The organism is Vibrio sp. 1F169 (genome assembly GCF_041439605.1).
Taxonomy (GTDB): Bacteria; Pseudomonadota; Gammaproteobacteria; order Enterobacterales; family Vibrionaceae; genus Vibrio; species Vibrio tasmaniensis_A.
Genome location: NZ_JBGOOI010000010.1, coordinates 1 through 18063, shown reverse-complemented (window position 1 = coordinate 18063; position 18063 = coordinate 1). Strand labels below are relative to the sequence as shown.

At 43.7% G+C, this 18063-nt stretch carries 14 protein-coding genes; 9 read left to right on the top strand and 5 right to left on the bottom strand.

All coding sequences use genetic code 11. The annotated features are described in order from the left end of the window. The first annotated feature begins 10 nt into the window (after positions 1-10). The 7 genes from ACED53_RS06280 (at position 11) to ACED53_RS06250 (ending at position 8898) form a co-directional block, all read left to right on the top strand. Positions 11-958 (top strand): flagellar motor protein MotB, encoded by a 948-nt coding sequence (locus tag ACED53_RS06280; protein WP_009847463.1) that lies wholly within the window; start codon positions 11-13, stop codon positions 956-958. A gap of 341 nt (positions 959-1299) precedes the next feature. Further along, positions 1300-2748 carry a tRNA uracil 4-sulfurtransferase ThiI gene (gene thiI / locus ACED53_RS06275; RefSeq protein WP_009847462.1) on the top strand — a complete coding sequence of 483 codons (1449 nt, stop codon included), beginning with the start codon at positions 1300-1302 and terminating at the stop codon, positions 2746-2748. 668 nt (positions 2749-3416) lie between these two features. Further along, positions 3417-4325, top strand: coding sequence for a transcriptional regulator GcvA (locus ACED53_RS06270; protein WP_017063339.1), 909 nt, complete (start codon positions 3417-3419; stop codon positions 4323-4325). Next, a complete protein-coding gene (locus ACED53_RS06265; protein ID WP_029223795.1) occupies positions 4318-4941 on the top strand; it encodes an alpha/beta fold hydrolase in 624 nt (207 codons plus the stop codon). Before ACED53_RS06270 ends, ACED53_RS06265 begins: the two co-directional genes overlap by 8 nt. After that, on the top strand, positions 4931-5329 hold the full coding sequence (locus tag ACED53_RS06260; RefSeq protein WP_017069500.1) for a DUF423 domain-containing protein: 399 nt from the start codon (positions 4931-4933) through the stop codon (positions 5327-5329). Before ACED53_RS06265 ends, ACED53_RS06260 begins: the two co-directional genes overlap by 11 nt. Further along, on the top strand, positions 5326-6417 hold the full coding sequence (gene rlmM, locus ACED53_RS06255; RefSeq protein ID WP_029223102.1) for a 23S rRNA (cytidine(2498)-2'-O)-methyltransferase RlmM: 1092 nt from the start codon (positions 5326-5328) through the stop codon (positions 6415-6417). The genes ACED53_RS06260 and rlmM overlap by 4 nt, the downstream gene beginning before the upstream one ends. 450 nt (positions 6418-6867) lie before the next feature. Further along, positions 6868-8898, top strand: a complete 2031-nt coding sequence (locus ACED53_RS06250; protein WP_009847459.1) for a TonB-dependent receptor — start codon at positions 6868-6870, stop codon at positions 8896-8898. Between the two features lie 200 nt (positions 8899-9098). On the opposite strand, the gene xni is transcribed toward ACED53_RS06250, so the two are convergent. The 5 genes from xni to queF all read right to left on the bottom strand — a co-directional run bounded on the left by xni (position 9099) and on the right by queF (position 16489). Further along, positions 9099-9872, bottom strand: a complete 774-nt coding sequence (gene xni / locus ACED53_RS06245; RefSeq protein ID WP_017099512.1) for a flap endonuclease Xni — start codon at positions 9870-9872, stop codon at positions 9099-9101. A 141-nt stretch (positions 9873-10013) separates the two neighbouring features. Beyond that, positions 10014-11381, bottom strand: coding sequence for a nucleotide 5'-monophosphate nucleosidase PpnN (gene ppnN / locus ACED53_RS06240; protein WP_017099511.1), 1368 nt, complete (start codon positions 11379-11381; stop codon positions 10014-10016). Between the two features lie 262 nt (positions 11382-11643). Next, positions 11644-13209: a GGDEF domain-containing protein gene (locus ACED53_RS06235; RefSeq protein WP_012604633.1), complete on the bottom strand. Its 1566-nt coding sequence runs from the start codon at positions 13207-13209 to the stop codon at positions 11644-11646. Positions 13210-13327: 118 nt separating this feature from the next. Beyond that, complete coding sequence (locus ACED53_RS06230) at positions 13328-15586, bottom strand: lipopolysaccharide assembly protein LapB (protein ID WP_017099510.1); 2259 nt, start codon at positions 15584-15586, stop codon at positions 13328-13330. Positions 15587-15643: 57 nt separating this feature from the next. Beyond that, positions 15644-16489: an NADPH-dependent 7-cyano-7-deazaguanine reductase QueF gene (gene queF / locus ACED53_RS06225; protein ID WP_017099509.1), complete on the bottom strand. Its 846-nt coding sequence runs from the start codon at positions 16487-16489 to the stop codon at positions 15644-15646. 131 nt (positions 16490-16620) lie between these two features. On the opposite strand from queF, the gene syd reads away from it, so the two are divergent. Beyond that, positions 16621-17166 (top strand): SecY-interacting protein, encoded by a 546-nt coding sequence (syd, locus tag ACED53_RS06220; protein WP_009847453.1) that lies wholly within the window; start codon positions 16621-16623, stop codon positions 17164-17166. Between the two features lie 4 nt (positions 17167-17170). Next, a complete protein-coding gene (locus ACED53_RS06215) occupies positions 17171-17947 on the top strand; it encodes a Zn-ribbon-containing protein (protein WP_017099508.1) in 777 nt (258 codons plus the stop codon). The last annotated feature ends 116 nt before the right edge of the window (positions 17948-18063 follow it).

Sequence of the window (18063 nt, the reverse complement as noted above, 5' to 3'; positions counted from 1 at the left end):
GGGAATAAAAATGGATGAAGAAAATCCATGTAAATGTCCCCCTCCGGGTTTGCCACAATGGATGGGAACATTTGCTGACTTGATGTCATTGTTGATGTGTTTCTTTGTACTGCTCCTCTCATTCTCTGAGATGGACGTACTGAAATTTAAACAGATCGCAGGCTCAATGAAATTCGCGTTTGGTGTACAAAACCGCTTGGAAGTAAAAGACATTCCTAAAGGTACCAGCATTATTGCGCAGGAGTTTCGTCCTGGTCGCCCAGAACCGACGCCTATTGATGTAATCATGCAGCAAACCATTGATATTACGCAGCAAACTCTCGAGTTTCATGAAGGGGAATCTGAGCGTGCTGGCGGTACAATGCGTGATCAGGGCAAGATGACGGGTGGTAAATCAGCAGAAGTTTCTGCGCACAACAACCAAAACTCAGAATCAGATCAGCAGCAACAGCAAGCTCAAGAACAGTCTCAAGAGATGGAAACCTTGATGGAGAGCATCAAGAAGGCGTTGGAGCGAGAGATCGACCAAGGCGCGATTGAGGTGGAAAACCTTGGCCAGCAAATTGTGATTCGAATTCGTGAAAAAGGCGCATTCCCATCGGGTTCTGCTTTCCTACAACCTAAGTTCCGACCTTTGGTGAGACAGGTTGCCGAGTTAGTGAAAGATGTTCCGGGCATTGTCCGAATCTCTGGGCATACTGATAATCAACGTCTTGATTCTGAGCTTTACCGTTCTAATTGGGACTTATCATCGCAGCGTGCGGTGTCTGTGGCTCAAGAGATGGAAAAGGTCCGTGGTTTCTCTCATCAACGTTTAAGAGTTCGCGGTATGGCCGATACAGAGCCAGTAGAGCCGAACGATACTGAATGGCAACGTAGCTTAAACCGTCGTGTTGAAATCAGCATTATGCAGGGCGAACCGCTTTACAGTGAAGAAGTCCCAGTAATCACTGAATAGTATTTATCAAGAATATGCATCCCAAAGCTCAATCTGTCGTAGATTGGGCTTTTTCTTTGTGTGATACACAAAAGTGTTTGTACCAAGCTAGTAAGAGAAGAGAAGAGAAGAGAAGATATGGATAAATGAGCTTGGATGAAATCGAGACGATAGTTTGTCACTAAGGTGAGTTTATTAATGGCACCAAAGCACGCACTCTTTTCCTTGTTTGATTTTCTCATGTATAATTCGCGCCCTTAGATTTAATATTGATCTATTATTGCTTCAATAACTATGTGAAATGACCTTTTACGTGGTGATGAACCTATTAAAATTGTGAACCTTATTGGCGTGAAAGTACTATGAAATTTATTGTTAAGCCCCACCCGGAAATTTTTGTAAAAAGTGAATCGGTGCGTAAGCGCTTCACAAAGATTCTAGAACGTAATATTCGTACTATTCTTCAGCGTCGTACTGAGTCTGTGGCTGTCTTCAACCGCCGTGACCATATCGAAGTGACGTCTGAGAGCGACAAATACTTTAAAGAAACACTTGAAGTATTGACGCAAACTCCGGGTATTCATCACTCCCTTGAAGTTCAGCAATCAGAATTTAAAGACCTGCACAACATTTACGAGCAAGTTCTCGAGCGTAGCGGTGCTCTTATTGAAGGTAAGACTTTCTCTGTACGTGCTAAGCGTCGTGGTAAGCATGATTTTACTTCTATCGAGCTAGAACGCTACGTAGGCGGCGGTCTAAATCAAGCGGTTGAATCAGCAAAAGTAAAACTGAAAAATCCAGATATTACCGTTAAAGTTGAAGTCGAGAACGATAAGCTAAACCAAGTTATTGAACGTCATAAAGGCCTAGGTGGTTTCCCTCTTGGTACTCAAGAAGATCTGCTTAGCTTGATCTCTGGTGGCTTTGATTCTGGTGTTTCAAGCTACTTACACATCAAACGTGGTTCTAAAGTGCATTACTGCTTCTTCAATCTTGGTGGCCCTGCTCACGAGATTGGTGTTAAGCAGGTTTCTCATTATCTATGGGATAAATACGGTTCATCTGCAAAGGTGAAGTTCATCTCTATTGATTTTGAACCTGTAGTTGCAGAGATCCTTGAGAACGTTGAAGACGGTCAAATGGGCGTTGTTCTTAAGCGTATGTTCATGCGTGCTGGTGGTATGGTTGCAGAGCGTTTTGGTATCGAAGCACTAGTAACGGGTGAAGCTCTTGGTCAGGTTTCTAGCCAAACGCTAACTAACCTGCGTCATATCGACAACGTGACGGACACTTTGATCCTTCGTCCACTTATCAACTGGGACAAAGAAGACATCATCGACCTGTCTCGTAAGATTGGTACTGAAGACTTCGCTAAAGTAATGCCTGAGTATTGTGGTGTTATCTCTAAGAAGCCAACCGTGAAAGCGAAGAAAGGCAAACTAGAAGCGGAAGAAGCTAAGTTTAACTTCGAAGTGCTGGAGCAAGTGATCGAGAACGCTCGTATTATGGATATCCGTGATATCGAGAAAGAGAGCCAAGAACAGGCACCAGAAGTGGAGCAAGTTCAAGCCGTTGCTGAGCACGCTGTCGTTCTTGATATCCGTAGCCCAGACGAAGAAGATGAAAGCCCGCTAGAGATCGATGGTGTTGAAATCAAACACATCCCGTTCTTCAAGCTTTCAACTCAGTTTGGTGACCTAGACCAATCGAAAGAGTACTTGTTGTACTGTGACCGTGGTGTCATGAGCCGTCTGCAAGCGCTTTACTTGCAAGAACAAGGCTTCCACAACGTTAAGGTTTACCGCCCATAGTGGTGTGTTGACCAACCGTTAATAATTTTGCAAAGCCGCATACTGAAAAGTAAGCGGCTTTTTTATTGTCTATGATGAAGGATTGACAGTAGACAGAGGCATGCGTTTGGACGTGCTATCGTCATGCTCAGCTTTGAAATTTTGGATTGATAGAACTGGTGAGATCTAAACGGGTCTATAAGTACTGAAGAAGTGTGAGTATCTTGAAGTATTCTGTTACTTTTTAGTGCAACTCAATGGTGCTATTTGTATGTGTTCAGTTGTTTATTTGAGTGGGTGTCTGATTCTGTGATTAGCGATGAAAAATAATAAAGATTAATTAGCACAGCTATTGATAAACTTATTGTTACTTTTCTTTGGACATAAAAAAACACCGCCCATAAGGCGGTGTAAACAAATTTGACAGACAGGTCAAAATAAATACAGGAAGTACATGCCTCGTTTCAGTGTAGAACTGCAACAAAACATTTGGTAGAACTCTACCCAACTCGAAAAGAACGAGTTTGCAAACACAACATCGCAGGAGCTAAACCAATTGATTCTAGAGAGAATCAAGCCGTTCAGGCTAGCTGCTGCGGGATGAAATATAGAATTTCTCTGGCCGCTAGGCAATGGACAAATTATAATGTTTCAGATAAAAAAAACTAATGCTTATTTAGAGAGTAACTATGTCTCGTCGATTACCCCCATTAAACTCGCTAAGAGTGTTTGAAGCTGCTGCTCGACACTTGAGTTTTACGCGTGCCGCAGAAGAGTTGTTTGTTACTCAAGCCGCGGTCAGTCATCAGATTAAAGCGCTTGAAGAATTCTTATCTTTGAAGCTGTTTCGTCGAAGAAACCGCTCTTTGTTGCTGACGGAAGAAGGCCAAAGCTACTTCTTGGATATCAAAGATATTTTTACATCACTGGCAGAAGCGACAGACAAAGTTCTTGAGCGAAGTGAGAAGGGCGCATTGACCATCAGTTTGCCGCCGAGTTTTGCTATTCAATGGTTGGTACCAAGACTCGCTGACTTTAATCAGCAAGAACCTGATATTGATGTAAGAATCAAAGCCGTTGATATGGATGAAGGCTCGCTGACCGATGATGTAGACGTGGCTATTTACTATGGCCGAGGGAACTGGTCGGGGCTCAGAGCCGATAAGCTTTACCAAGAATATTTGATCCCTCTTTGCTCACCTTCCGTGCTGCTAGGAGCTAAACCTTTAGAATCTCTCAGTGATTTGGCATGCCATACGCTATTACATGATACATCTCGAAAGGATTGGAAACAGTTTGCCAAGCAAAATGGCATCGATGGGGTTAACGTTAACCATGGTCCTATCTTCAGTCACTCAACCATGGTGTTGCAGGCGGCCGCTCACGGGCAAGGTATTGCTTTGGGTAATAATGTGTTGGCGCAACCTGAAATCGAAGCAGGTCGTTTGATTGCACCTTTTGATGAAGTGTTGGTAAGTAAGAACGCCTTCTATGTGGTGTGTCATGAGAAACAAGCTGACATGGGGCGTATTGCGACTTTCCGTGATTGGATGTTGGCGAAAGCGCAAAGTGAACAAGAGGACTTACTTGATGAATAACCTCATCATTGATGGTGAAGACAACCCAATAACTTTTATCTTTGCACATGGTGCTGGCGCAGGCATGGATCATGAATTCATGCAGTCGGTAGCAAAAGGGCTGGCGTTTAAAGGGATACGAGTGATTCGTTTTAATTTCCCTTACATGATCAAGCGTGCTGAAGATGGTAAGCGTCGTCCACCTGATCGAGCCCCTAAACTGCTCGAAGCTTACCAAGAGATTATCGGACAGGTAGATGCCGATAAGCTTGTTATTGGCGGTAAGTCGATGGGAGGACGTATGGCGAGTCATTTGTCTGAAGTGGATAAGGTGGCTGCAATGGCCTGTTTAGGCTTTCCTTTCCATCCACCAGGCAAACCAGAGAAATACAAAGGTGAGCACTTGGCTGAGTTAGCAAAGCCGTGTCTTATTCTACAAGGTGAACGTGATACCTTTGGTAAGCGAGAAGAGTTTGCTGATTTCGACCTGTCGGATTCGATTCGTGTTGAGTTTATTCCTGATGGCGATCACAGCTTTAAGCCTCGTAAGAGCTCTGGCTACACCGAACAGCAGAACATAGCGTTAACCGTTGAGAAACTATCGGCGTTTATCAAAGAGGTGCTTAATGAGAAGTAAGTATTTACTCACTTTTGCAGGTATCTCTGGCGCAATAGCCGTAATGCTAGGTGCCTTCGCCGCTCACGGGTTAAAAGCTGTCTTGCCAGAGTATCTGCTAGGCGTGTTTGAGACAGGTGTTCAGTACCAGTTTATCCATACACTAGCAATATTGGCGTGTGGTGCACTGCTGCAGATGAAACTTGGCGCTAAATCACAAAAATATTTTTTCATTGCGGCAATTTGCTTTATCATCGGCATCCTTTGTTTTAGTGGCAGCCTTTATGGCTTAGCACTGACAGGAATAAAATGGTTTGGCCCTATAACACCGTTTGGTGGTCTACTATTTATCATTGGTTGGGGAGTCTTCTCCTTCGCTGCTTTGAATATAAAAGAGGTAACTCAGTGAAACACGTACTACTTTATTGTCGCTCTGGTTTTGAAAAAGAATGTGCTGGCGAAATTCAAGACAAGGCAACACAACTGGAAGTGTTTGGTTTTCCTCGCTTAAAGAACAATACAGGCTTTGTATTGTTTGAATGTTATCAAGCAGGCGAAGCCGATAAACTGGTAAAAGAGATCGACTTCCAATCGTTGATCTTTGCTCGTCAAATGATCGCGGTAGCGGTTGAAATCAAAGATCTGCCGACTGATGATCGTATTTCTCCAATTCTTGAGGCGCTTTCTGAGAAAGAAGGTTTCCCACGTTGTGGCGATATCCGTATTGAAACACCAGACACCAATGAAGCGAAAGAGCTTTTGAAGTTCTGCCGTAAGTTTACTGTGCCAATGCGTCAAGCTATGCGTGGTAAAGGTCTGATGACAGCGAAAGATAACGTTAAGAAGCCTGTGCTTCATTTATGCTTTATCGCGCCGGGTCACTGCTTTGTTGGTTACTCTTACCCAACCAACAATTCACAGTTCTTCATGGGCATTCCTCGTTTGAAATTCCCATCAGATGCGCCAAGCCGTTCTACATTGAAGCTAGAAGAAGCATTCCACGTATTCATCCCTCGTGATGAGTGGGACGAACGTCTGGCTCCGGGTATGTGGGGCGTAGATTTAGGCGCGTGTCCAGGTGGTTGGACTTACCAATTGGTTAAGCGCTCTATGTTTGTTCACTGTGTTGATAACGGCATGATGGCAGACAGCCTAATGGAAACGGGTCAAATTAAGCACCACATGGTGGATGGTTTTAAATTCGAACCTGACCGTAAGAACGTCACTTGGATTATCTGTGACATGGTTGAGAAGCCGGCTCGTGTTGCTCATTTAATGGGGGAGTGGATCATCAAAGGCTGGGCGAAAGAAGCACTGTTCAACCTTAAACTGCCAATGAAAGGCCGTTACGATGAAGTTCTGCAGGATATCGAAAACCTAAAACAGTTCCTGATTGATAACAAAGTGAAGTTCAAGATGCAGGCGAAGCACCTTTACCACGATCGCGAAGAGATCACGGTTCATATTCAGTCGCTTTCGAATATCTCACCGTACTAATATTTACGTTAGTGTGTCAGTGATAAATAAAATGCTCCTTTAGGGGCATTTTTTATATCTTAAGTTTGTTTATGAGCTTGATTATCGCTTCGTACTGATAGTTTAGAAAGGTTGGTCTATGTGCGTTTTTTAGTCATATTTAAGTGTAAATATGACTAATTCAACTTGGTTGATAGTCGTCGAATTGTCGACTATTAGTGTCGATATGAGACAAAAAAGCCGTAAGCTATCGATACTTACGGCTACCTAGTTCAGCGATGAAACGAAGAAGGGTTTATTTAAAATTCAGCAGTAAATTACAGCAAGAACATCCTAATCAAATTGTATTTTATTATAAGTAAGTAAATGTAAGTAAAGAATGTAAATGATAACTATTACTATTAACATTGTAATTAGTGTCGTGTACCATTCGTGCACTTTCACTTAAATCTATAAAATATAAGTCGCATTATGAAACTTAAAGCACTATCAGTAGCCGTTACGGTTGCCTTAACCTCATTTACAGCATTTGCTGCCGACGAACCAGAAACCGTAGTCGTTATCGGTTCTGCCCTTGACCAATTGATTCAGACTGAAATCAACTCTGACACACTGGAAAAGAAGCAAGCATCAGACATCAAAGATGTTTTGAATACTATGCCTAGCGTTACGGTTGACGGGAACGCACGTTACTCTCGCAAAGTATTTGTACGTGGTATGGAAGACAAATTTGCCGTAGTGACTATTGATGGTGCGCGACAAGAAGGTCAGCTTTTCCACCACTCTGGTGACCAAGCGATTGATCCTGCAATGCTAAAAAGAGCTGAAATTGAATTAGGTGGTAACTCTGCACTGTCAGGTTCTGGTGCTATCAATGGTTCATTTAGCTACGAAACGAAAGACCCAAGCGATCTTCTTAAGCCGGGTGAAAGCGTTGGTGCTCGAGTAAAAACAAGCTATCAAACAGCTTATGAGCGTTTTGCAACCAACGTTGCTGTGTATGCAAAAGTGAACGACAAGCTACAGTTCATGGGTATTGCGAACTATTCAGAAGATGGCGATCTGCACATTCCTGATCAAGAAGCGGTAACCTCTAAGCAGGGTGAGCTTAAGTCGGGTTTGGCTAAAGTTGTTTTCATTCCTAATGATGCCAATGAATTTAAACTGACTTTCAACCGATACAGTGATGGTGGTACGCGTCAGCTTTCTGGCGAAAAGGCGGGTGCTCTGTATGCTGACGATAAACACGACTATCATTCGCTTAATCGCGATACAGTGACGCTACAGCACGAATACGATGCGGGTAGTGATCTAGTTCATCTGAAAAGTAATGTTTACTACAACCGTCAATACATGGATCGTGATGCTCTTGAAGGTACCGCTTGGGGCAAAACACCGGCAGGTAAATGGTTCAAAGATGGCAAAATGTCTTACCCTAAGCGTGAATACAATGTAACAACCATTGGTGGTGACATTCGTAACGTTTCTTGGGTTGGTGAGCATGAGCTTACTTATGGTCTTGAGGGCTACAAAGCCAAGCAATGGATTGATGCTGGTGAAGGCGTATATCTAAGCGGTACTAAGCAAGGCCAAACTGAGAAGTACAGCATGGATGGTGGTACGGTGACGGCTTACGGTCTGTATCTGCAAGATATGTACGAATTCAGCGATTTCCGTCTGACAACAGGTCTTCGTTACGACGTTCATAAACTGGGTGGTGTGTATAAGGGCGAGTTTGACCAACTATCTCCAAAGTTCAAAGGTGAATACCAAACAACGGAAAACCTAAAACTTCGTGTGGGTTACGGTCGTCTGTTTAAAGGCGCGTCACTGCCAGAAACGCTAACGATGAAAGCACCAAGCAAAGTTAAGCAGTCTGATACGAAGGCGATGACGGGTAATAACTATGAAGCGGGCTTTGATTACGAGCTAACACGTTTGCTTGCGGCTGATTACGCGATTCTAGGTTTCACGGCTTATACCTACGACCTTGATAACCAAATGCACCCAACAAAGAACAACGCAACATTATCTAATAAGTATGATGTTGAAGTTTGGGGTGTAGAGACTGTATTGAGCTATCAGTTAGACGCGTTAAGTGTATACGCTAACCACTCTTACTCAGATGGTGAGCAAAAAAGCCTGAAAAACGGCAAGACAAGCCACATGAATAAAACCGGTATTCATAACTTTAAGGCCGGTTTTAACTACAGCCTAAACAATGAATTTGTGTTTGGTTGGGATTCACGCTTTGTTCCGGGGAACGATTACGAGAACGAAAAAGGCAAAGAGATCAAACGCTCAGGCTTCGCAACGCACAACATTTGGGCGGCTTACACACCGACGTTTGCTAAAGACCTAGAGATGAACCTTGGTATCGATAACCTGCTTGATAAGAAGTACGCTGAGCATACTGGTTTTGGTATCTCTTGGGGTTCAGAAAAGTACACCAGCTATGAAGCGGGTCGTAACTTTAAAGCTTCTATCGCTTATAGCTTCTAATCTGCTCTTAGCTGAAAGTTATTCTAGAAATAGAGAGTTATCAGTATAAGTGTAATGTTTCGTCTTAAAATGAAACAACAAAAAAGCCTTAGTTCAGACTAAGGCTTTCTGCTTTCTAATGATTTAGTTTCTAATTTGTTGATTTATAAGCGATCTGTTTCTAACGGTTAGCTTTTAATGACTGAATTTGTAACGTCGGATTAAGACACAGCTTCGTAGCGAATATCTTGCAGATTAAAACCTAAATCGATGTCTGTTTTGAGTGCAGAAACGAGCTTACATACGCGAGCCGACTCGATATGCTCATCGAATTTCTTACGATACTTTTTCGGTAAGTCTTCAGCTTGGAATGCTGTTTCGATATCAGGGTATGTCGTTAATATCTCTTTGGCTGCTTTTGGTCCTATACCTGGAATACCGGGGACTTGGCTTGAGCTGACGCCCGTTAATCCCCAGTAATCTGCCAGTTGCTCTGGCTTTACGCCAAATTCCGCTTCGATAAAGGGCTTATCTAGCCAACGGTGTTGGAAATAATCACGGATTTGTAGCGTTGGAGACAACAGTTGGCAGTAGCCCTTATCCGTGGAAATGATAGTGACAGTTTCTCCGTGGTCAGCGACTTTCTTTGCCAATGTTGCAACTAGATCATCCGCTTCATCGCCGTCAGAGAGCAGTGAATCAATACCTAATTCCCACCAAGCTTGTTGAATCGCATCGAGACCTTTCATCAATGGTTCTGGCATCGGCTTACGGTTTTGCTTATAAGCGGGAAGGACTTCCGCGCGCCAACCTCGATCTTGTAAATGATGATCAAATACTGCAATGATATGAGTGGGCTTTGATTCGTTTAGGATGCGATTAAGAGTACGAGCAGTCGTGGTGATGGTTCTTGCAATATCGGTTGGGTCCGGCTGAACAGAGTGCACGCGTCGGATGAGGTTCAAGGCATCGATAATAACAAGATGGATAGACATAAGTTTCCACTAAATAGGCAATAAATAAGGGGCTGCTGGCCCCTTATAGTAACGTATCACTTGGTGAGTTGAAACTTTGGTGACGTAAACGTCATGACTTGTTTAACTTTATGCTTGTGGCTTGTTATCAGTTACTTGCCGTTATTCGCTGCTAGGCATAATTTTATAGCAAGGTACATAGTCAGTGCCGCCCGGCAGTTTCATTCGATGCTGTTCAACAAAGTCATTTAGCAGCTGGTCCATTTTTGTCATCAGCTCTTTGTCGCCATCAATCAGGAAGGGGCCATGTTTCTCTATCTCCAAAATACCTTCAGCTTTGACGTTACCTGCTACAATTCCTGAGAAGGCTTTACGTAGATTAGCCGCAAGGCTTTCTGTTTTCTGATCCATATGCAGATCAAGCGCCGCCATAGATTCATGTGTAGGGTCGAATGGCAGTTGGAACTCAGGTTCAATATGCAGTGACCAGTTGTAGCTGTAGGCATCGCCAGTCTCTTTACGGTGAGAGCGTACATCTGGCATTGCCTGTTTCATGATTTTCGCAGCGCGTGCTGGGTCATCAATCACGATCTCATAGTGTTTTTGCGCATCAGGCCCTAAGGTTTCGCCGATGAACTTGTCGATAGAATGGAAGTAAGCTTCACTCTCTTTTGAACCTGTTAAAACAATCGGCATTGGTTGGTCGACGTTATTTGGGTGCATCATGATCCCTAAGATATACAGCAGCTCCTCAGCCGTACCTGGACCACCGGGGAAAATAATGATGCCATGCGCCATACGAACGAATGCCTCAAGACGCTTCTCGATATCTGGCATGATCACCAGTTCGTTCACTATCGGGTTTGGTGGCTCAGCCGCAATGATTGATGGTTCAGTTAGCCCTAAGTAGCGGTGGTCTGTATAGCGCTGTTTAGCGTGACCAATGGCAGCCCCTTTCATTGGCCCTTCCATTGCCCCCGGTCCACAACCGGTACAGATATTCAGCTCACGCAGGCCAAGTTCATTGCCCACTTCGCGAGTGTACTGGTATTCAGTGGCATTAATTGAATGACCACCCCAACACACGATCAGGTTAGGTTCGATACCTGGCGTAAGTGCGCCTGCATTTCTCAAAATGCCAAATACAAGGTTGGTAATATGAGTGGCATTGGTTAGGTTGAGTCTTTGGTTATCTGCAAGGTGCATGTTGACATAGACAATGTCGCGCAACACTGAGAATAAGTGTTCTTGGATACCCTTGATGATTTCACCATCGACAAAGGCATGTTCTGGAGGGTTGCTCAGTTCGAGTTTGATCCCGCGCTCACGACGGACGACCTCAACATCAAACGATTGATATTTATCGAGCAGCTCTTTGGAGTTGTCGGTGTGGCTACCCGAGTTGAGTACCGCTAACGTACAGTTACGATAAAGCTGGTACAGATCACTAGATGCGGTTTTTTTAAGACGCTCAACTTCAAGTTGAGAGAGTAAATCCATGCTACCGGCAGGGCTGATATGAGTGATCATAGTGCCTCCTTGTTGAAAGGAACTAGGGGACGTTGGAAGTAGCCCTTTAGTTCGAGATGAGAAGCTAACGTTGAAAGTGTTTGGTTAAAGGCGAGAGAATTAACCAGACGAAACGATTACGACAGCGTTGCTCTTTTAAATACAGCATTGCTTGCCAAGAATGCTTGTTAAGCGAATGTTAATCATTAGCTTAGCAAACATTGAGGGATATGGTATGTGATAAGTATTTGAAAAAATGAAATAAATTAAATCTAGGGCTGTCTTAGTCCCAAACAAGTTGGTTGTTACCGCGCTGTTTGGCTTTGTTTAGTGTTTTATTGAGTCGCTCTAATACTTCTTCAGGTGTGTCTGACTCTTTAAACGGAGTACTTGCCGCGCACAAGGTAATTGTGATTTGTTGGTCACGGAATTTGAAAGGTAAGCGGCTGACTTGATTCTGGATGCTTTGAGTCACTTGATGGCAATATTCATCGCTTTGCTCGGGAAGTAGCAAGATGAACTCTTCACCAGAAAAGCGAGCGACAGTATCGGTAGTACCAATTTCTTTGGTGATCGCTCTTGCGATGATCTTGAGTGCTTTGTCACCAGCGGTATAGCCAAAGCTATCGTTAATTGCTTTGAAGTTATCGATATCTAGCAGCACGACTCTTAGTGAGTGTTGTGCGCGAATCCAGCGACGATATTCTAACTCTAAACGATCGGTGAAGGCGGTACGGTTGTAGATCTTAGTCAGAGGGTCAAGCAGCATACGCTGAGCCTGATCTTCTAGACGCTTGCGGTAATCTTGGGTGACTTCATAGAGCGAATCTAATTGGTTTTTTCCGTAGCTCATTCTTTCTATTAGAGCTTGTTCTTTCTGTTCTGCGTGATTCAGTCTTTCTGAAAGAGAGGCAATTTCACTGAGTAGCGGGTTTATCGAAAGTTTTAAGTTATCAATATCCGTTGCTTTATCAACAGAGCTTTGGCTCTTAGTAACAAGTTCATTCAACTCAGAATTAAGACCTTGGCGATGTTCAAAATAGCTTTGGCTCTGGTCGGAGTTTTGATCTGCTGTTTTGATACTAGAAGCGAGCGAGGAATTGAGTTGTTCTATAAATTGTTCAGACTGCTTACGCTCTAGGCTCGTGCCATCAATCACCAGTTTGAGGATCTGAAGTGCTAGCTCAAGTAGGTTTTGTGTTGAAACACCAAGTAGTAGCTTCGCTCGAATATCGGTCAGTAGATCCCCCGATTCACCCTCGAAGTCGAGTTCAGTGATCAGGTGTTGTAATTCGTTTGATAGTTCGGAAAGGAGTTCTTGTTCAGTTGATTGATCTACGTCGGCAAAATGAGTGCGTGAGTTGTTTGCCATAATCTTAATGGCACGCTCATAAATACTGAGAAGCTTCATCGCATGGTCGACTTTTTGACTGCCATGACACTCGGAGAAGCTAAGTAAGTTTCTTAGATCGCGCTTTAGCTGTGCCGGAAGGCCAGTTATACGCTGCAGCGTTTCCCCACTGTGCTTAATACTATCATCCAGATATCCGTTCTGTTTATCCATAGCCAACGTTTTTTGCTTGAGCATCCTTTCTAATACTGCCAACTTGGGGATCATTGAGCTAATGTCTTTTTGCTTTTCGAGCTCTTCCCTAAGGGCAATGAGATTTTCATCTAAATGAGTGTTGCTGCCAACACATGCATCACTTAAAGACGTAACGATACGCTTGAGAACTTTTTGTTCTCGAATAAATTTGAACGAGGTATCTCTTTGCGTCAAGCGGACTTGATCCAACTGATATTTCAGCTGGTGGAGTTGCGCCTGAATGTCTTTTTCAAGAATGCCCATAGATGTATTAATTAGCGCCGCGTAGATCGTACTCGATCGTATAGATGAAATTCCGTGACCTTGATAATAACAAAACTAAAAATAAGGTCACGACCTACGACGTTTAACCGCTCGCAAATCAGTCATCTTTTAGCATTTTTTTGATATTGTCCTCATTCTGGTGTGAGGATTGTATCTTTATTAACCCTTGATTAATCGCATGTTTACAAGCCTCTCTTATGTTACTCGTTGCAAGGCTCGCTGCGGGGGCATTGTCGATGGCTTTAAGGTAAACCCATTGGCTACTGCGTTCTTTGAGGCTGATTTCACGTGCCAGGTTGGTCGACATTAATAGTACATCGAGGAGTTCTTGGTCGTTAATCGCGGTATAAGCGCGTGGCAAGAACGGGTAGTCAGCGATGCCCATGCGGACGGTTCGATTAATGTTTCGCTCTGGTTCGAAGTGATTAATCCAAGATTGAATCTTTCTGAACATAGCCTCAGGCGATGAATCGCGGTCAGCATTTGGTTCGATATAAAGCAAGTTCGCATCCGAGAAGTGGTAGACGCGCGCAGGACCTTCGAGCTTAGATTTAAGGAACTCGCCGAAAGCATCTTCGAGTTCTAAACCTGCTTTATAACCGTTCTGAGTGTACATATTGCGTAGGAACGGCAAATCAATCATCACAAAGCGTAAACGGTCGTTGAGTGGTTCATGAATCAGCTCACCAAGTTGCCATTGTTCGAAGTTTTGGCTGGTTTGTTCTAGTGAATTTGATAGCTTTGCGTTCAGCATTCTTAGATTTGGAAGCTTTGAGCGTGAGTGTGTGAATAGGTCGGTACGCAGTGAATCCATTTCCGTGACTAAGGTTTGAATGATGTAGCCTCGGCGTAGCACAAAGAAGAACAAGACAATGCTGAACAAAAATAAGGCGAACGATATTTTCTGGAACTTATGGTGCTCAAGTTTGTATTTCTCTAATTCTTGTTCTTGACCTGCATAGTGGAGCGTTTGCTCGGCAAACTCTTTTTGTTGGCGGAATGCGTCTTCACCAACACGGTTGAGTTTTTGTTGTTCCAAAGAGACAAGGATATTGTATTGCTTGAGATTTGCTAGCGCTTGTTGTGGACGCCCTGCTTGCTCATAACCTAAAGAGAGCAAGTGGTAGGAGTGTTGCGACAGGCGCGTATTTTCTACCTGACGTGAAATCTCGAGCGCACGTGTCGCATGCTTAATTACATCTTCGCTCTCTTGCAGGTGGTATGCCAAACCTGCGGATAAGAGTGCTGCGCGGCCTTCCAATTTAGGAATGTCGGAATACTCCAGCAGTTCAAGGGCCCGTGCTAGGTATTGCTCAGCTAGAGGGTAGTTATAAAGTCGTAAGTAAGTCGCAGATAAACTTAGACGAATGTCAATGACTTGGTGGATGTCTCGGTCGGTACTCTCATGATCAAGGACATTGAAAAAGTGCACGAGGGCAAGGTTATATTTGCCTTGATTGAAGTACACATCCCCCATCTTTTTTAGTACTTGCGCTAATATGGGGGAGCTTTCAAAATTATCGTAAAAGTCAGCAGCTTGAGACAGGTGCTCTAGAGCTTTATCTAATACTTGGCGTTCAAAGAAAAGCTGTGCAAGTAGGCGGTTTACTTTGGCCAAGCGCGAACTCAGGTTACCTTCTACTGATTTCCAGTAGCCGTACAATAACTCAGATAGTGCATGGTTGTACTCTTTATGGGTAAGATAAAACTCGCCGACGGTGATGTGATAATCAATGACGACTTTTTCCGAGTGACGCTGTTCTAGGTAAGTTTTTGCTTCTTGATAGAGTTTTTCTGCTTCCCCTACGTTGTTGTTATAAGAGGAAATGTCGGCTTTCAACATGATTAAGCGATAGGTAATCCCTTCCGTCAGGCGTAAGGTCTTATTAACCGACTCTAAGCTTGTTTCTATTTTTTTTAGCTCTGATTCTGCTTGGGCAGATTTTCTGTCCGTAAGCCAAAGTAACCTAACTTTAAGTATTTCCAGATCTAACTTTAGATACTCAAGCTTATAGGTTTTTGCTAGCTCAGAGGCTTTGTCGATGTGCTGAATCGCAATACGAATGTTGCCTAGATTAAACTCTGCTTTCGCTAAGATCTTATACGCATCGATACTGCTGTTCGGGGTTCTAATCGAAGAGTCGGCCTCTTCACGAGAAATAGCTGACGGGCTCTTCTCGCGTTGATCTGAAAGGATACGTAGCGTTAGGTAGCTGTTGGCTATTCGTTTTGCTTGACTCGGTTCTATCTCAACCAAGTTATTGGCTTCATTGAGGAGCGCCGACGAATAGACCGACGCATTAACCGATGTGCTTAAGCTTAAAATGAATAGACTAACAACGTATAACCAACGCATTTCAATGTCCCTTTAAAGATTTTGTAGGTTCAAATAAGTTTGGGCGGTTCACGCCGATTATTGGCGAGCCATACGCTTATTGTGGCTTGGTCTATCTTGCTCAGTTGAACGGTATGGATTGATATCCAGACCGCCACGACGCGTGTAACGTGCAAATACGGTTAGCTTCGATGGTGCACAGTATTTCATGATGTCAGTGAAGATACGCTCAACACATTGTTCGTGGAATTCGTTATGCTCGCGGAAAGAAACTAAATAGCGTAGCAGAGCTTCACGGTCAATTTGCTTACCGGAATATGCGATCTCTACGCTGCCCCAATCCGGTTGATTGGTGATTAAGCAGTTTGACTTCAATAAGTGGCTATGTAGAGTTTCTTCGACTTCTTGCTCGCCAGCAGCCCCTTCAAGCAGTGACGCTTCAAAATCATAGCTGGTGATTTGGATGTCTTGATTGTCGATACAGTCACCTCCCATCGTCACGATAGGTTGGTTGGTGTAATCGGTTACTGAATTTACATTCACAATCACAGATTCGCCTGCACATGCTGACAAATCTTGAGTTAGACGCTCAGTGACTTGAGCCCAGTTTTCAAACTGAGTTTGGTTGTAGCTGTTTAGGTACAGCTTGAAAGATTTTGACTCAATCAAATTTTGGCTAGTTGCCGGAATGAACACTTCACCAACAGCCACTTGTGGTAAGCCATTGGTGTTTAGCCACGAAAGCTCGTACATCGTCCAAATATCATGACCAACAAAAGGCAGCTCGCCGTTTAACGCAAGATCATTACGATTGAGGCTACGAGGTACTGGTTGCAATAAACTTGCATCGTATTGGTTAGAGTACTCAGTTTTTTGGCCTAGGGTTAAACCCGCTAGCTCTTTTGCGTCAGAATATTTGCTCATACTTTCGTTTCAAATTCGATTAGAATGGGGTCGATTTTACTGAATCCCCATTACCCTGTCATTAAGTCATCGCTTAATCGGCACGGAAAGGGCTCGGATTCTATTTATTATTTTGTGTTTAGGAGATTTTCATGACTCAACGCGCTCAAGACGCACTACTTTCTTTCAGTCAGCGATACGTTGACGCGTGGCAGCAGCAACACCAAAGCTTACCTCGTAATGAGGAGTTGGTGGACATCGTATCGCCATGCGTAGAAGAAAAGAGTGGTGATGCCGTGTTGTGGAAACACTATCCACGTGAGCAATTCGCAGATTTCACCAATGTTGAAACGGGTATTGAGCTGACTCTGCATGAAGATGTTAAGACTTTCTACGGCGCACAATTTAGTGCGGATATGAACGCGACTTTTGATGGTAACGAACTGACTCTGTTACAGATTTGGAGTGATGAAGATTTCGAATGCCTACAAGAAAACATCTTAGGTCACCTAGTGACTCAGCGTCGTTTGAAGCTAAAACCAACGGTTTTCATTGCCGCGACTGATGCTGAACTGGATGTTATCTCTATCTGTAACCTAACGGGGAACGTGATCCTAGAGCGCTTAGGCACCAAAAATCGTGATGTACTAGCCGAGACATTGGCAGAATTTTTAGAAAAGCTACAACCAGCGGTATAAATAGATGTACGTACTAGAACTTCAATTTGAGTGTTTTGATAACACAACGGTAAGCGCTGTCGATAAGGCGGTTAATGGCTTAATGGATGCACTTCGTTATAACGGACAAGTGTTAGGTCGTGAGTTTCCAATCGTGATGGGCGACGGTGAATTCTATGTTCGCGTTGTGTGTCCGGAGCAAGATAGCTTACACCCACGTAATCATTCAGACTTCGTCAAAGTCTGTTTCGAGCGCTTATCTGCTGCGAGTTTATTAGCGCCTAAGATGCGTCTGCTTGGCCGAGATCTTAACTCCGAAGAAGTAGCCGAAGATGAAACACCAAGTTGGCAGGTGTTATACACGACATTCGTACATACCTGTTCGCCGCTGCGCAGTGGCGATAGCTTGTTGCCGATCCCACTATATCGTAACCCGCCGACATTTAATGGCGATCATAAAGCCGTACTGAAATGGCAGACCGAATGGCAAGCCTGTGATGAAGTGCAAATGGGTGGTGGTTGCCGTGCTGAACATGCAACGCTAACCGAGATCAGTGATACTAAGAGTGTGTTGTTTAAACGCGGTTGGGGTCTAAGAGGGCGCATTGAATTTCTGACTAAGATTCCAACTTACTACTACTTATATCGTGTCGGTGGGATCAGCCTGAAAGATGAAAAAGAGCGCAAATGCCCACAATGTGGTGGTGAATGGCTGTTAGATGCGCCAATCCACGATATTTTCTATTTCAAGTGTGATGATTGCCGTCTGGTATCCAACATTTCTTGGGATCAGCTCAAGTAATCGACTTCGTTTGATTCACCCTGAGAAGCTTTACTTTCTAGCAAACTTTCATCATTAAAAAAGGTTCATCGCGGATTAGCGGGAACTCAAAACAAAAACGGTAGTAAGTGATATGG

Bases quoted from the DNA above. Each gene is read 5' to 3' on its own strand.
- ACED53_RS06250 (WP_009847459.1), top strand. From the start codon at position 6,868: ATGAAACTTAAAGCACTATCAGTAGCCGTTACGGTTGCCTTAACCTCA.
- ACED53_RS06215 (WP_017099508.1), top strand. From the start codon at position 17,171: ATGTACGTACTAGAACTTCAATTTGAGTGTTTTGATAACACAACGGTA.
- queF (WP_017099509.1), bottom strand. From the start codon at position 16,489: ATGAGCAAATATTCTGACGCAAAAGAGCTAGCGGGTTTAACCCTAGGC.
- ACED53_RS06270 (WP_017063339.1), top strand. From the start codon at position 3,417: ATGTCTCGTCGATTACCCCCATTAAACTCGCTAAGAGTGTTTGAAGCT.
- ppnN (WP_017099511.1), bottom strand. From the start codon at position 11,381: ATGATCACTCATATCAGCCCTGCCGGTAGCATGGATTTACTCTCTCAA.
- ACED53_RS06235 (WP_012604633.1), bottom strand. From the start codon at position 13,209: ATGGGCATTCTTGAAAAAGACATTCAGGCGCAACTCCACCAGCTGAAA.
- ACED53_RS06260 (WP_017069500.1), top strand. From the start codon at position 4,931: ATGAGAAGTAAGTATTTACTCACTTTTGCAGGTATCTCTGGCGCAATA.
- syd (WP_009847453.1), top strand. From the start codon at position 16,621: ATGACTCAACGCGCTCAAGACGCACTACTTTCTTTCAGTCAGCGATAC.
- ACED53_RS06230 (WP_017099510.1), bottom strand. From the start codon at position 15,586: ATGCGTTGGTTATACGTTGTTAGTCTATTCATTTTAAGCTTAAGCACA.
- ACED53_RS06280 (WP_009847463.1), top strand. From the start codon at position 11: ATGGATGAAGAAAATCCATGTAAATGTCCCCCTCCGGGTTTGCCACAA.
- xni (WP_017099512.1), bottom strand. From the start codon at position 9,872: ATGTCTATCCATCTTGTTATTATCGATGCCTTGAACCTCATCCGACGC.
- thiI (WP_009847462.1), top strand. From the start codon at position 1,300: ATGAAATTTATTGTTAAGCCCCACCCGGAAATTTTTGTAAAAAGTGAA.
- ACED53_RS06265 (WP_029223795.1), top strand. From the start codon at position 4,318: ATGAATAACCTCATCATTGATGGTGAAGACAACCCAATAACTTTTATC.